This window comes from Myxococcus sp. AM009 (genome assembly GCF_013372605.1).
In the GTDB taxonomy this organism is placed as follows: Bacteria; Myxococcota; Myxococcia; order Myxococcales; family Myxococcaceae; genus Myxococcus; species Myxococcus vastator.
On sequence record NZ_JABXEP010000013.1, the window covers coordinates 53,628 to 68,253 of the forward strand.

The 14,626-nt window shown below is 68.0% G+C and carries 12 protein-coding genes and 1 pseudogene; 11 read left to right on the forward strand and 2 right to left on the reverse strand.

The genetic code is table 11. The annotated features are described in order from the left end of the window. Window positions 1-556: 556 nt before the first annotated feature. The 7 genes from HV824_RS05540 (at window position 557) to HV824_RS05570 (ending at window position 9,639) form a co-directional block, all read left to right on the forward strand. Window positions 557-850, forward strand: a complete 294-nt coding sequence (locus HV824_RS05540) for a hypothetical protein (protein WP_176422828.1) — start codon at window positions 557-559, stop codon at window positions 848-850. 561 nt (window positions 851-1,411) lie between these two features. Further along, window positions 1,412-3,622 (forward strand): kelch repeat-containing protein, encoded by a 2,211-nt coding sequence (locus HV824_RS05545; protein WP_176422829.1) that lies wholly within the window; start codon window positions 1,412-1,414, stop codon window positions 3,620-3,622. A 78-nt stretch (window positions 3,623-3,700) separates the two neighbouring features. Further along, window positions 3,701-3,988, forward strand: coding sequence for an SDR family oxidoreductase (locus HV824_RS05550; protein ID WP_255207784.1), 288 nt, complete (start codon window positions 3,701-3,703; stop codon window positions 3,986-3,988). Between the two features lie 253 nt (window positions 3,989-4,241). Beyond that, window positions 4,242-5,228, forward strand: a complete 987-nt coding sequence (locus HV824_RS05555) for an alpha/beta hydrolase (protein ID WP_368738024.1) — start codon at window positions 4,242-4,244, stop codon at window positions 5,226-5,228. A gap of 1,017 nt (window positions 5,229-6,245) precedes the next feature. Then, on the forward strand, window positions 6,246-7,520 hold the full coding sequence (locus HV824_RS37210) for a YcaO-like family protein (RefSeq protein ID WP_255207792.1): 1,275 nt from the start codon (window positions 6,246-6,248) through the stop codon (window positions 7,518-7,520). Between the two features lie 31 nt (window positions 7,521-7,551). After that, a complete protein-coding gene (locus HV824_RS05565; RefSeq protein WP_176417734.1) occupies window positions 7,552-8,961 on the forward strand; it encodes an NAD(P)/FAD-dependent oxidoreductase in 1,410 nt (469 codons plus the stop codon). Window positions 8,962-9,099: 138 nt separating this feature from the next. Continuing rightward, window positions 9,100-9,639, forward strand: coding sequence for an AAA family ATPase (locus HV824_RS05570; RefSeq protein ID WP_176422833.1), 540 nt, complete (start codon window positions 9,100-9,102; stop codon window positions 9,637-9,639). Window positions 9,640-9,756: 117 nt separating this feature from the next. On the opposite strand, the gene HV824_RS05575 is transcribed toward HV824_RS05570, so the two are convergent. Beyond that, window positions 9,757-10,764 carry a saccharopine dehydrogenase NADP-binding domain-containing protein gene (locus tag HV824_RS05575; protein WP_217917121.1) on the reverse strand — a complete coding sequence of 336 codons (1,008 nt, stop codon included), beginning with the start codon at window positions 10,762-10,764 and terminating at the stop codon, window positions 9,757-9,759. Here HV824_RS05575 and HV824_RS38150 point away from each other — a divergent pair. After that, a pseudogene (locus HV824_RS38150) lies at window positions 10,728-10,919 on the forward strand (helix-turn-helix domain-containing protein); the annotation flags it as partial. The gene HV824_RS05575 and the pseudogene HV824_RS38150 sit on opposite strands and share 37 nt — an antisense overlap. Before the next feature lie 124 nt (window positions 10,920-11,043). Then, entirely contained in the window at window positions 11,044-11,340 is a 297-nt protein-coding gene (locus HV824_RS37215) for a hypothetical protein (RefSeq protein WP_255207786.1), read from the forward strand. A gap of 124 nt (window positions 11,341-11,464) precedes the next feature. On the opposite strand, the gene HV824_RS05585 is transcribed toward HV824_RS37215, so the two are convergent. After that, complete coding sequence (locus HV824_RS05585) at window positions 11,465-12,547, reverse strand: hypothetical protein (protein WP_176422834.1); 1,083 nt, start codon at window positions 12,545-12,547, stop codon at window positions 11,465-11,467. A gap of 114 nt (window positions 12,548-12,661) precedes the next feature. On the opposite strand from HV824_RS05585, the gene HV824_RS05590 reads away from it, so the two are divergent. Beyond that, the gene (locus HV824_RS05590; RefSeq protein WP_176422835.1) at window positions 12,662-13,816 is read left to right on the forward strand and encodes a class I SAM-dependent methyltransferase; all 1,155 of its coding nucleotides are present in this window, start codon (window positions 12,662-12,664) and stop codon (window positions 13,814-13,816) included. Window positions 13,817-13,906: 90 nt separating this feature from the next. Then, the gene (locus HV824_RS05595; RefSeq protein ID WP_176422836.1) at window positions 13,907-14,566 is read left to right on the forward strand and encodes a hypothetical protein; all 660 of its coding nucleotides are present in this window, start codon (window positions 13,907-13,909) and stop codon (window positions 14,564-14,566) included. Window positions 14,567-14,626: the final 60 nt, after the last annotated feature.

The following is a 14,626-nucleotide window of genomic DNA, read 5'->3' on the forward strand; positions in this document are numbered from 1 at the left end:
TGGCAGTCCGCACGTCCTGCTCGTGGTTGACCGCATCACCATTTCTCCGAAGCAGCCCCGCACCGTTTCTGTCGGCACGGGAGCCACCCAACGCTTCCGTGTGAAGGGACGGCGCGAGCAGGTTCGGCTTCGGCTGCTGGATGAGGACCGGCCTCGCGTGGGCGTGGACTATCGCCTCGTGGTGGACGGCGAGGCGCTCTACGGCACCCACGGACGGGGGCGGCTGGCTCGAGCACTGGGTGTCACCTGGCGCGCGCGAGGCCCGGCTCTCCGTGGAAGAGGGTGAGGACTACGCCGTGGATATGGGCGCGCTGCAGCCCGCGCCCACCGAGACGGGGGGCTCGCGCGCCTGTTGAACCTTAGCTTCGTCCCTGGGGGGCTTCTGGGATGCGCTGCTTCCACGGAGTCCGCTCCGTGGCGCCTTCCCCGCCAGCGCCAGCGCCTTGCGCCTCATCACCACCGTGGCGCTGGAGGTCTCCAGCATTTGGGCAGACCACCGCTACCTCGACATGTCCCTGCTCCATCCCCTCCCTATCCAGTCCGCTCAGCAGCTCCCTTGAAGCATCCCGAGGCCCTCCTACACTCGATTCGGGAATTGATCGGCGGCGGCGCGACACTGGCGGACATGCAGGCCGCTTCGCCCGGAGGGCTGCACACCAACGTCGAACTCAGCGTGCGCAATGCGGCGAACGCGGCAGCGGCGCTGGCCCACACGCTGGCGAACCCGGTAGCGCACGCGCCCATGCTGGTCGCCGTCGCCCGGTGCGTGGCGGCGGCAATCTCGGCGGTGCTTGGGCCGGAGGCTGCGACAGCAATTGGCTACATGGGCAACCAGATTGCCGATGCCTGACCCACGTCGACGCTCGTTCAAGAAGGCCATCCAGCCCGCGGATGCCATTGCGCAAGCCCAATCACATGAGTAATCGGCTATTGTCACTAAATCTCGATATTCATTTAAAGCGGGCTGTGGCGGCAATGAGCTGGATGAAGGGTCGGCTTGGTGACCTCGTGGACCCGGTAATGGGGCGGTCCAGACACCTCTGCTGCGGCGAAGTGCGCCATGGACTGGAAGTGAATACGGGCGTCTGGTTTTGACACGCGCTGGCAAGCCTTGGTCGGATCGGCAAGGGCTTGTAGAAATGTCATATCGTTTTTTGAGAAAGGTGCTTTAATTTGTTCGCTCGCCTTCCGTTCCTGACGGAATGCGGGTGCAAGGAATTGTCCTTCCGCCTATCTCCTCGTCGCGCTGGCCCCTGCTTCGGGGCGGAGGTGGTTCCCTGCTCACGACTCAGGCAAGGACCCCTCCCAGATGCAAAGACAAAGAAAGACCCAGTGGGCGCTGCTGTGCCTTGTCGCCGTGGCGCTGTCCTCCTCGTGGGGGTGCGGAGCCTCCGTGGAGGAACCGGCGGACATGGGCTCCGTCCAGTTCGCGGGCTCCATTCCCCAGGCACTCGCGGGGGACGATGTGACCCGGGTCACCGTCACCCTGAGCGCCACGGGAGTCCCGTCGGCCACGACGACGCTGGCCCTGGCGAACGGAACCTGGAGTGGCTCGCTTTATCAGGTGCCCGCGGGCACCAATCGCACCTTCACCGCGGAGGCCTTCAACGCCGAGGGCGCGCTGCGCTACCGGGGGCAGGCCACGGGCGTTACCATCGCCGCGGGCGAGGTCGCGGTGGTGGCCATCACCCTGCAGTCTCTCGACACGACGCCGCCCTTCGACAACACCGTGCCTTGCATCGACTCGCTGGTGGCGGCGGCCAGCACGGTGCTCCCGGGCGGGAGCATCACCCTGCGGGCCACGGCGCACGACCCGGACGTGAGCGACACCTTTACCTATTCGTGGTCGGCGGCGAGCGGCACCTTCGGCTCCACGGGGACGGCGACCACGACGTGGACGGCGCCGCAGACGTCGGGCGCATATGTCCTCACGCTGACGGTGACGGATTCTCGCGGGGCCTCGGCCAGCATCAACCTCACTGTCAATGTCGTCTCGACGGACGGCGGCACGGCGGGCAGCGCCAGCGTCACCGTGTCCTTCAACACGTCGCCGTCCGTGCGGGGCATCACCATCTCCCGCTCTCCGGTGCCGGTGGGCCAGAGCACCACCGTGACGGTGGACGCCGTGGACGGCGACGGTGACGCGCTCTCCTACCAGTGGACGGCGGCCTGCGCGGGCACGTGGACGGAGGCTGAAACGGCCAGCGCGACGTTCACCCCGACCGCTGTGCCTACCGGAGACCCGTGTGGGAACTGTCCGCTCACCGTCGCGGTGACGGACCCGAACGGCGGCCGGGGCCAGGGCATGCTGCGCGTCTGCGTGGGACCGGGCACGGGGGCAAGCATTCCGCCGCGCATCGTTCTGACGCACCAGTCCGCGACATCGGTGGCCGGCGGTGGCAGCGCCACGCTGCGCGTGATTGCCGAGGATGGCGATGGCAGCGCGCTCACCTTCGGCTGGACGGCGAGCACCGGCACGGTGGGGACGCCGACGAACGGCTTCACCTCCAGCGAGGTCCGCTGGACTGCTCCGATGTGCGTGCCCGCGGGTGCCGCGCCGACCCTCACCGTCACCGTGACCAACGCGAGGGGGTTCTCCGCGTCGCACACCTTCAGCGTCAGCGTCCTCAACGGCACGGACTGCGGCAGCGGCGCCTCGGCGCGGTGGGAGACCACCGGCAGCATGGTCACGCCCCGCTATGCGGCCCCCGGAGTGCTCCTCGACTCTGGCAAGGTGCTGGTCGTGGGCGGCTACAACACGGACCCCCTGGCCTCGGCTGAACTCTATGACCCGGCCACGGGTACCTGGAGCGCGGCGGGCAACATGGGCTCCGCGCGCGGGAGCCACACGCTGACGCGCCTGCCCTCCGGCAGGGTCATGGCCATTGGCGGCTCCACCGACCAGGCGGGCAATCAGTCGGTCCGGAACGTCGACATCTATGACCCCGCGACGAACACCTGGAGTGCCGCCACGCCTCTGACCTTCGCGCGCGCGAGGCATACGGCCACCTTGCTGCCCTCGGGCAAGGTGCTGGTCATCGGAGGCGCCGCCAGCGCGGTCAACAGCATCCCCGAGGTCTATGACCCGGCAACGAATACCTGGGTGCCCATCGCAAGCATGGCCGCCACGTTGCGCGCCTCGCATTCCGCGGTCCTCTTGCCCTCCGGGAAGCTCTTGGTCGCGGGCGGTAGCTCCGCCGCCGAGATGTATGACCTCGCGACGGATACGTGGGCGCCGGCGACGGGGGCGAGCGGAACGAGCTGGAGTCAGGGCCACCTGCTGCCCTCGGGGCGGGTCCTCTTGCACGCTGGCGTCAATTTCGCGTTGTACGATCCGGCGCTCAACCTCCAGGCGAGCGCGGGCACGCTGACCCACGCCAGGAACAATCCGACGCACGTGATGCTGGCCTCGGGCCGGCTGCTGGTCACCGGTGGCTCGCAGGCCATCAGCGCCATCACCGAGATCTACGACCCTGCCACGGCTTCCGTCTCTTTCAGCGTGAGCATGCCGTCGGGCCGCCAGGGCCCCACGGGTGTCCTGCTCCCCTCGGGCAAGGTGCTCGTCGCCGCAGGCCACTGGGGCAACTCGTACCTCAACACCGCGGTCATCTACTCACCGTGACGCCCCACGCCGTGACTCACGTAGCTGCGTGACGAAACGAAGAGGCCCCGCGCACGTCCTGCGCGGGGCCCCGGGCTCTTGTCGCGTCCCACCAAGACGCCGGCAATGGCCAGGCAGGGCCTGCCACCCGAGCAACAGGATGCGTTGCGCGAGCAGCTCCGTGGCCTGGTGCGATTCAGCCGCATGGACACGCCTTGGGAACTCGCCAAGGCCGCGGTGTTCCTCGCCTCGGACGAGTCGCGCTTCGTCGTTGGCACCGAGCTGCTGGTGGACGGCGTCGTGGCGAACCGATGGCGCGCTGAGCCGTCGGCAGGCGGTATCCAGACCGTTGGGCGCCGCTCCCGCCTTCATGCCTCCGAGCAGTAATGGACAGCTCGCGTCCACAGGCGCAGGAAAGACACAGCCGCAGCGGCCCTCGTCGGGGATTTACACAGCCGCTTCCAACGTGGGCGTTGCCATGTTCAGATGCGGCCCCTAGCGTCGCGCCTGTCATTGGCGGATGAAGAGCCCGTTGTCGCCCCATCTACTCTCCGAGGTTGAGATGCGCGGATTGCTGCCCCAGGATGTATTTGTTTCGCCTCAGGCCCGTGCCGCACGCAGGCTCGTGGGGGCCTTGTTCGTGGCCCTGCTCCTTGGCGTGCCCGGCGGCGCGGAGGCCTCCGATGCCTCGCTCGCGCCGAACTTCCATTCAGGGCATGGCATCACGGTTCATGCGGTGCGGCACATCACGGATCGGCTCATTGATGTGGAGATCTCCACGCCGTTGATCGCGCCTCACGCGGTCTATGACCCACGCCACCATGTCCGCGTGCTCCTGCCGACGGGGTATTACAACAACCCGGGCGTGCGTTACCCCGCGGTCTACCTGTTGCACGGTGGTGGAGGCGCGAACTCGGCCCAGTGGGTGGAGTTCGGTGCGGCGTATGCGATTACCGAGAACATGCCCGTCATCACCATCATGCCGGATGGCGGCAAGGTCGGTTGGTACACGAACTGGGTCTTTCCCCGTGGCGTGAATCAATCCTGGGAGGAGTTCCACCTCAACCAGCTCATTCCGTGGGTGGACCAGAACCTCCGCACGCTGGCGTACAAGCGGGGCCGTGCTATCGCGGGGCTGTCCATGGGCGGCTTCGGCGCCATCAGCTACGCCGCGCGGCGCCCCGACTTGTTCGCCTATGCGGCCAGCTTTTCGGGGGCCCTGGACCTTGGTGACGCCGCCATCCGCGCCACCGTCACGGAGGAGGGGACACGGTGGCTGCAGAACCCGGATGGGGCGTTCGGCGCTCCCTTCTGGCCCTTCGACCAGGCCTGGAACATGAACAACCCCATTCCTCGCGCGGCGTCCCTGCGGGGCGTGGCCGTCGCCTTGTACGCGGGTTCGGGCATCTGGGATGGGGATGTGCTCGAACGCGTCCCGGGGGCGTCCACGGACCGGTTCCACCATGCGCTGAATGCCGCGGGCGTGCCGCACCACTACGAGATGTATGGCCGCCCCGCGCCGGGCCAGAAGCCCTTCGGTTGTGACGGCGGACACAACTTCAGTTGCTGGAACTACGCGTTCTTCGACGTGCTGCCGCGCATGTTGGCCGTGCTCGACGGGCCGTGAGCGACAGGCGCTGCTGGTCCCGGTCTGCTTGACGGAGCCGCAGACTCATGCCCCAGCTCCAGTGTGGGCCAGGTCAATCCCCATCACGGCCCAAAGTACCTGGTCTGTTGTTGACTCAAAGTGTGACTTGAGGGGACACTTCCCTTTCACCCAGGGAGGCCGAACATGAAGAAGCCTGCTCGTACAAAGCGTTCAAAGACTCTCAAGGTCACGGTGCGCGTTCTGAAGGTGTCCGCGCTCAAGGCGTTTGAGACCAACGTGTCCAGCATCTCCCACATTTCGAAGTAGCGGCATCCCGGGCACGACATGGGCGTTCAGTCAGGTGTCGTGCTCCTCGAAATGGCGAGGGGAGTCTCCATCCTTCAGACCCGGAGGGCGCTGATGGAGATACGGGGCCTCCCCTTTGCTCTTCTCGTCTCCATCCTCGGAGACGTTCGCCGCGGAGGGAGCGCCGCGGTCGTCCGCGCGCTGGTGAAGGCGGGCGTCGACCCTGCCGGCGCCGTGGAGCTCGGGGCGCGGCTCGAAGAGGAAGGGGCGCTGGGACGAGGCGCTCCCCGTTTGATGGACGAGCAAGCTCTCCGCGAGGCCTTGGGTATCACCGGCAGGCTGCGACTGGGGCCTCTTCGCGCAAACGATATTTCCGAGAACAGCGGAGCGCTCATCCAGCTGAGCGCCACGCGTTGGCGAAGCGCTGGCAGTGGCGTGTGTATCTCATGTGGTCTGCTCTGGGAGGTCCAGCGCGCGGATGCACCCGACGAGGCCGCCGCGGTGGCGAACGCGATTCCGCGCCGCGCCGTGATTGCGCTGGGGGCAGCCGACCTGACGGCCCTCCGGAAAGCCCTGAAGGCGCATTCATTCGATGCGCGTGCCTGGACAGAGGGCGCCTACGGGCGACCAGGCACCAGGCGCACCCGGGCCCAGCCCGCGGCGGGTTGCGCGTGCTCCGCGGACCGGGGCGCGGCGAACCGCATCGGCAAGCTGGAGGGGGCGCGGATGGCCGGCGCCGCGCTGGGGCGCATGGGAATCGCGACGCGCGAAGCCACTGTCCGCGGCAGGCGGGGGGCTCCTCCCGTTGTCACCCTGACCTGGGGAGTGGCCACCCTCCGTCCTCGGAAGCGAGGACGGCCCGTGGTGTCGGGCCATCTCCTGGCCCAGGTGGGCGTCGGAGCATCCCTGGAGGAGCGGAGGCTGACCGCGCGAGCAGAGGCGATCGAGCGCGCCTCGTCCCTTCTTCGTGTGCCCGATGTCTCCGCGACTCCGGCGCGTGCGCTCGAACAGCCATTCCTGCCCATGCGTGATTGGGATCTCTACACGCCGGAGCAGTACGCAAGTCCGGGGTTCCCCTACGCGCCAGTCACCCACGACACGCCGCTGGATTGGGTCAGGGCCACCGATGCGGAGACCGGTGAGCAATTGCTCGTTCCCGCGGCCTTCACGACCTCTGAGCGGCTCGTGGGCCCGCGCTTTCTGTGCGCCTCATCCAATGGCGTCGCGACGCATACGAGCGATGACGCCGCGTTGCGGTCCGCGCTGCTGGAGGTGGTCGAGCGCGATGCACTCCAGCTCGCCTGGTACCGAGGTCAAGGGGCGCGGCGCCTCGACACGGCTACGCTCGGCATGGATGAGGGGGTGTCGCGTCATTTCAAGGATTCGGGTTGGACCCTCCACTTCTCGTACCTGCCCGGTCGCGCCGGCCTTCACGTCGTCGCGCTCATCGCAGAGGCGACAGGCGCGGGCGCGTTCCCCAAAGGAGGAACGCTCCTCGCCGCCGCGGCCGCGGGGGACCCGGCCGTGGCCGTGCATCGAGCGCTCCGTGAGATGCGGATGTTGACGGAGGCGGTGGCCCTCCGTCGGCAGCTCGCGATTGACTTCGAGGCGCTCCGGCGGCCCCCGGTCCTGGAGAACTACTGGCTCATCGACTCCCTCCTCGACATCACGTTGCTCTACTTGAACCCCGCGATGCGGAGCGCTGTCGACCTGCTCCTGGAGGGCCCCCCGGTGGCGCTCCCTCGTGCTCGGGTCCCCGACGAGGCGGGGGCGCTCGTCACGAGGTTCCGCCAGCATGGGCTGCGCACCCTGGTCATCAATCTCACGCTGGAGGCGGCTTCTCCGTTCCGGACTTGCCAGGCGCTGGTCCTTGGGACGCAACCTCTGGCGTTCTGTCCGAGCTTGTTGCGGCTCGGGAGTGGGCTGCTGCCGCGCCGCCTCCCCCCGCGGAATCCCAAGCTGCCCACCTCACCGCTCAAGCTCAGGCGAGGGCTGCTGAACCCATACCTGCTTCCGCTGGCATGAGCCGCACCGAAGGCGCGAGGCGACGTCTCGAATGAGCGAACGCGTCATCATTCTGGGCGCGGGCCTCGCGGGACTGGCGGCAGCGCATGCGCTTGTCCTCGCGGGGCAGGACGTCGTCGTGCTCGAGGCGCGCGCTCGAGTCGGTGGCCGGGTCCTGACCCTGCGGAAGCCGTTCCTGGACGGAATGTATGCCGAGGCGGGCGCGAAGTATGTCCTCAGCGGGCACGCGACGGTCCTCGGCTTTGCGAGGAGACTCGGCCTGGAGCTTGATCCGCTGCCAACGCCTCACACGTCGGCCTTGCGGCCCTTCCATCTTCGGGGACGTCGCATCCTGGCCCCCGCCGGTGATGAGACGGACGTCCTGCAGGGAGTGAGGGCGGATGAGCAGCAGCTCGGCCTTTCAGGGCTCTATCGGAAGTACGTGGCCCCCCTCGTGGAGGCTGTCGGCGACCCCTTCCATGCGTCCTGGCCCGGTCCAGGTGCGACCCACCTCGATGGCCTGACCCTGCGTGAGGCCCTCGCGGAGCGGGGCGCTTCTTCGGCGGCCAGCGAGGCGGTGAGCCTGGGACGGTTTGACCTGGTGGGTGATGGCATCGACGCAAGCTCGGCGCTTGGCGTTCTTCGACGGGAGTTGCTGACGGTCGGCAGAGGAGGCTCGAGCGCCTACACCTTGAGAGGCGGAAGTGACCGGCTTCCCGTCGCCCTGGCGGGAGCGCTCGGTGGAAGGATTCAGTTCGGATGGGCCGCGAAGCGCATCGAGCAGGAGCAGGGGGCCGTCCGCGTGTATTGCCGTGGCAGCACGGGAGAACACAGGACGTTCACGGCGGAGCGGCTCGTGTGCGCCATCCCGTTCTCGGTCCTTCGTGACGTTGAGCTCGTCCCCGCCTTCTCGGCGGAGAAGATGCGGGCGATTCGCGAGCTCGAGCATGCGTCCGTTGTGCGCACCTTCATCCAATACCAGCGCCGCCTCTGGACAGAGTGGGGGTGGTCGAATGGGTGGCTGACGGACCTCCCCATCATGCACGTCCTCGACGCCGCACCGACACAACCTCAGGCGTCAGGCATCCTCGAAGCGTATCGCGTGGGCCCGTGCGCCCGCGCGGCGGGCCTTCTCTCCGAGGATGAGCGCATCGCCATGACTGTTCGCGGACTGAGCCAGTTCGCGCCAGAGCTGTCCTCTGAAGTGCGGAGCGGAACCTCCTACGCATGGGACCTGGATCCTTGGGCTCGGGGCGCCTTTGCGTGGTTCCGGCCGACGCAACTCACGCAGTGGGGGCGCGCGCTCGCAACGCGCGAAGGCCGGGTCCACTTCGCCGGAGACCAAACCTCTCCCATGCCCGGCTGGATGGAGGGGGCGCTCTTGTCAGGCCAACGCGCCGCCCTTGAAATCCTGTCAGGAGCCAACGGGGTGGGCATGGCGGAGGGCCTGCGCGGCGCCTGAGCGAGACTGCGGAAGCGCCTTGCGAGAGGCCGTGCGGGCTGCTTCCTGGCTTTGGGGGCGTTGAAGGGTAGCGCGGCCTCTACCTGCTCCGCCGCTTCCTGTGTCGTACGATGGCTTGGAGGCGCGGTATAGGACACCATGCGCATCGCCGTGACGGGTTCACACCGGGTGGGCAAGTCGACGCTGATTGACTTGCTTGGGGAACGACTCGAGGGGTACCGGCTCGCCGAAGAGCCGTACTTCCTCCTCGAAGAGGAGGGCTACGAGTTCGCGTCGCCTCCCTCCTTGGAGGACTTCCTCGAGCAGCTCCGTTTCTCGGTGGAGTTGCTCGAAAGCGAGAAGTGCTCACGAAACATCCTGTTTGACCGCTGCCCGCTCGACTTCCTGGGGTACCTCCAGACGCATGAGGACGCGGATTCGTTCGACCTGGAGGCGTGGCTTCCCCAGGTGCGCTCCGCCGTTCAGACGCTGGAACTCATCGTCTTCGTGCCGATTGAGGAACACGACTTCATCCGGCTCCCGGCGAGCGCAGACCGCGAGTCGAGAGTCGCGGCGGACGATGCGCTCGCCCGGATACTGCTCGATGACCCATTTGAGTTGGGCGTGGAGGTGCTCCCCATCCAAGGCACCAGGGCTGCGCGAGTCACCCAAGTCCTCGAGCGACTGGCGCGCGGATAGAGCCGTCTGCCGCCAAGGTCGAAGGGCCGAAGTCGAAATGCGATGCCAGCGAACGCAGGGAGTCCGCTGCATCGAAGGCCTCGCCGGGCGACCGAACGCCCGCGTGCGCGCCACCGTTCAGGATACGCTCAACGGCTTCGACCACCAGCGGAGCGGTGAATGCGTAGATGTCGCGCCCGCTGGCTGTGACGCGGCGTTCCTCTGAACCCCGGCGGGCACGCACCTCCACCAAGAACCGCTGCGCGGAGCGCCCGGACGCGTCGGTCGCCACAGGCGGTGGTGTGGAAGGATCACCCAAGTCCGCCAGTGGCCGGTGTTGAGCCACGTCCGCACTTGCATCGCTCGCAGCTGCCGGTGGATGAGGACGATTTCGGAGAAGGGCACCTCGGCCATCTCCTGCCTGCCGAAGAGGGCGGGGAAGTGCCACTCGGCGGGCCCCGCAGCGCCCTTGGGGGTGAGCTTGCCTGCCTCGATGACCACGCGCGGCACGGTGTTGCGGCGGCCCGTGTTCCGCGTGCCCGGTGTTGGCCACCAGGCATCCAACGCGATGCCGATGCTCACCGCAGCTGCCTCCACCCATCCATCGGTTGCCACGGTGGCAAGCAGGTCGGCGAAGCCGCCATAGAAGCCGACCGCGGGCAGGACGAGTATCCCCGCGTCCTTCGCGGCAACTGAGAACCGCTCGAACAGCGCCTGCGCGCTGGCCTGCTCCGCGCTCACATCAAGATAGTGGACCTTGGCGCGCAGCGCTGCCTCCACCAGGGCCTCCGCGGTGTCGAGGAACGGCCCGGCGCAGTTGACGATGACCTCCACTCCCGCGAGCGCCCGCCCAAGCGCGTCGGAGTCCTCGAGACAGGCGGCGCGAAGCTCGACCTCCGTCTGCTCGAACGCAGCGGAGAGCCGTGCGAAGTCCCTGCCCATGGCCACGACCCGATGGCCGCGCCGCAGCAGCTCGGCAACGACGAAGCGGCCCGTGTGCCCGTTGGCGCCGAAGACAGCGAAAGCATGCCTTATCCCTGGGGAAGGATTGGAAGCGGTCAGGGGGGTTCTCCTCTTGTCGTGACGAAACAGACCTGTCTGTTCGTTGAATGGCGACGACCCGAGCCCGAACCAAAGCCTCTCCACCGGAAGCGCTCGCGGAGGTGAGGGAGCGCATCCTCGCGACCGCCTCTGAGCTCTTCTACCGACAGGGCGTCCGCGCCGTGGGCGTTGACCTCGTCGTGGAGAAAGCGGGGGTGGCCAAGACCAGCCTGTACCGGTACTTCGGGACGAAGGACGACCTGATCGCGGCGTTCCTCCAACGGGAGGACGAGGACTTCTGGGGCGGTTGGGAACGCGTGGCGCGGGCGAACGCCGACGAGTCGCTGGCGGAGCTGGAGGCTCACCTCAAGTGGATCGCCGAACGTGTCGCCCGGCCGAACGAACTACCGCGGCTGCCCGCAGCTGAACGTCGCCGCGGAGTTCCCCGACGCAGACCACCCGGCACGCCGCGTGGCGACAGCGCACAAGCAGGAGCTGCGGCGGCGCTTGAAGCGCCTTGCCGAGCGCCTCGGAGCCGGGCGCCCCGATGAGCTCGCCGGACAGTTGGCCCTCCTCATCAACGGGGCGTTCGTGAGCTCGCAGACCCTCCTCGCCAAGGAGGCACTGCCGCTGCTGCGAAACGCCGCGCTCGCGCTCATTGAAGCCGCGCGCAAAGGGTAGAGGCAGGCCCCGAGTCTAGCGCAGGCGCGAGGCGCGCTCGTCATCCAGGGCAGTTGCTCGACGGGCGGAGGCGCTCAATCCCGCACAGGACGGCGCCTCCATTGGTTTGTGTCCGTCTGGAGGACTAAAGACAGAGTAGCTCGACCGATTTGATGCTCATCGTGCCATCGACGTTCGGATCGTTCGTCTGGTCGCCGATGGCGATGGTGCCGGTCGTCGTGAAGTTGCTCCGCGTGAGCTTCGCGACGCCGTCGATGCTCACCGTCGCCACCTTCGCCGCATCCACCGCGAGCTCGTAGACATGATACGCGCCGTCCGTCACGGAGAACGCCGCGGACTGCGTATCATCCGCCCAGCCGATCGCCGCGCTGTCGAGGTAGATCATCTGCGAACGGTCCGTGGCGTTACCGAAGGGCACCGTGAAGCTCCCCAGGATGGCCGCTCCACTGTCGAGCGAGTTGTGGGGGGGCACCGACTCGACCTGCATCGTCACCCGGAGCGTGAACGGCTTCGTTCCGTCGAACGCGTTCTCCCGTATGGTGAGCAGTTGCCCGCTCGTCCGCGCGCCGCTGTTCGTCGACGTCGCGAGGCGAACGAAGTCCTCGCCATACGTGAGCGTGCTCGGCGCCTGAGAGATTGTCGTCCAGCCTTGCTCCGTGAGGTCCTCGCCGCCGCGCAGCAGCGGAATGCTGGCGCGCGCCGTCCAGTTCGCCGTCGACGCCGACGGCTGGCACGTTTCGCAGGGGTTCTCCGGGTTCACCGCGCCCTCGGCATAGAGGGTGCCACCGATGAAGCACTTCGGGCCGCACACGCCGTCCGCGCAAACCTGTCCCGGGCTGCATTGCGTCCCGTCCACGCGCTGCGTCCATGCGGTCGCGGAAGTCTCCGGCACGCACTGCTCGCACGCATTCGCCGCGTTCACAGTCTCGGAGGCGACCTGTTGGTCGCCAATCTGACAGACCGCGATGCAGCCGCCACCCTCACAGGCCTCCGTGGTCGCGCAGGCCTGGTTGCAGCCGCCGCAGTGCGCCGGGTCGGTCTCGATGCGCGTACAGGTGCCGTCGCACAGCTCGAAGCCGGCGCTGTCGCACTGCTCGGGCACGGACGCGTCGGGTGGGCCTTCGGAAGGGGGAGAATCCTTGCCGCAAGCGGCGACGAAGCCGAGCACGACGGTGCAGGCGAGCGCGATAGCGCGAAGGGAGCTCATGGTGCCCTCCACCTTACGCGCCCCCGGAGCGCCGGCAATGGCAATGCGCTGCCCCCACGCGAGGCGGTGGTTTCCCCTCGCGACGGGAGTGCGTGGACGTGCTACCCCAGGGACATGTCCCGCGCTCCCCGAACCGGCACCTCACCCGAGGGGCCGTCCGCCTCCGTCTCTCCGTCCGCGCTGTCGCCGGACTCCGCCTTCACCTGGCACTCCGAGAGCGCGGTGCCCGCGCCTGCTCGGCTGTCTCCCGTGAATGACCGCCTCAGCGCGGATACGGCGCTCAAGCGGGTGCGCCGAGGCGAGTTCCTGCTGTACTCCGGTGACTTCCACAACGCGAAGCAGCTCCTCGGCGCGCTGAGCCGACGGCTCCCGCAGCCCGCGAAGGCGCGCTCGCCGCTGGAGGCCTTCCGCGCCGAGCGCCGGGCACGGCAGCTCGAACACGAGACGCTGTCGCGCATCGTGGTGTCCCTCGACCGCGACTACCGGCTCGGGCTCGCGCGGGCGCCAGACACTTCACTGGCCTGCCTGCAGGTATGGGGGGCTCCCACGACGGACACCACCGTGGTCCCGCTCAAGCAGCTCCTGGGCATGCTCGGGGCGGCGGAGTGGCGTCGCAAGGGACTCGCCGTTCCTGGCCTCACAGGGCTGCTGCACCCGCACTACGGCGTCTACCTTCCGACCCGCACGGACTATGTGGAGCTGCTGCTCTCCCTCACGGAGGTGAAGGGCAAGCGCGTGTTTGACATCGGCACTGGCACCGGCGTGCTCTCGTTCATCCTCCTCCAGCGGGGCGCGGCGTCCGTGCAGGCGACGGACTGTGACTCGCGCGCCGTGGCCTGTTCCCGGGAGAACGCGGAGCAGCTCGGGCTCGGCAAGCGCTTCCAGGTGGCGGAGGCGGACTTGTTCCCGAAGGGCACGGCCGACCTCGTGGTGTGCAACCCACCCTGGATTCCCGAGCCGCCCAAGAACCGGGTAGACCGCGCGGTGTTCGACGAGGACAGCCAGTTCCTGCGGCGCTTTCTCGAAGGCCTCTCCGCCTCGCTGGCGCCTGGCGGCGTGGGCCTGCTGCTCCTGTCGGACCTCGCGGTGCTGCTCGGCCTGCGCTCCCCCGGGTGGCTCGAAGCGGAGTTCGAGCGGTGCGGCCTGTCGGTGCAGTGGGCCCGGTCGACCCCGGCGCGGCACTCGAAAGCGAAGGACACGTCAGACCCGCTGCACATGGCGCGCTCTCGCGAGAGCACCACGCTCTACTGCTTGAAACCGGTGACCTGAAGGAAACTGGCCACCGAACCGCGCGAGCTTGCCCGCGTCAACGGGGAGGGTGGCAGCTACGTCGGCTGGCTCAAGACGCCCAACGGAGAGGTGGACGTCGCCGTCGCGACGGCCTATCCGCACCGCCCCGTCATGGCCCCCCACTTGATGCAGACGCACACGCCGTCTGAACGCTTCCTCGCCGTGGCACCCGAGCGTCAGGCCATGCCCGAGTTGCTCGAAAGCGAGCAACTGCTCTCGGTGGATGAAGAGACGCGGGCGCGCCTCCAGCGCGAGAACGCGGACGAGCTCGCTGGCTTGAGCCTGGACCACCTCCTCGAAGCTCAATCCCTGGCGCCCAACTGGTCGCAGTCGTTCCGTGACTGGGTCGCATCCGTCTATGGAAACCCCTCGTGCGGTGACCCGAGCCAGCCGGCCATCAAGCCCTGCAACCGGGTCGAGCGGGAGACGACGGTCGTCCGCCTCCGCGCCACCAACTGGTCGGGGGCCCTCAACTTCGCCCACGCGGCTCACTCCGCCCATTGGGGCGTCGCGAACTGCGCGGGAGGCAGCACCTCCGTGGGGTTCAACCGGTTCCGCGGTGACTCAGGCGCTGGCCTCGCGGTGGCGCCCAACACCTTCTACCAATACAAGCTGGGGATGATGCACGACATCACCCAGAACGGCTGCCACCCCCAATGCATCGACCTGTGCACCCCCGGCACCCGCACCACCTCCTGCTTCAAGTGCTCAGGGGGCAGCTGCAACTGAGCGGGGCTTCACCGGTCATGCCCGTCATGGCATGTGCCTGAGCGCGTCACGCCCACCGCT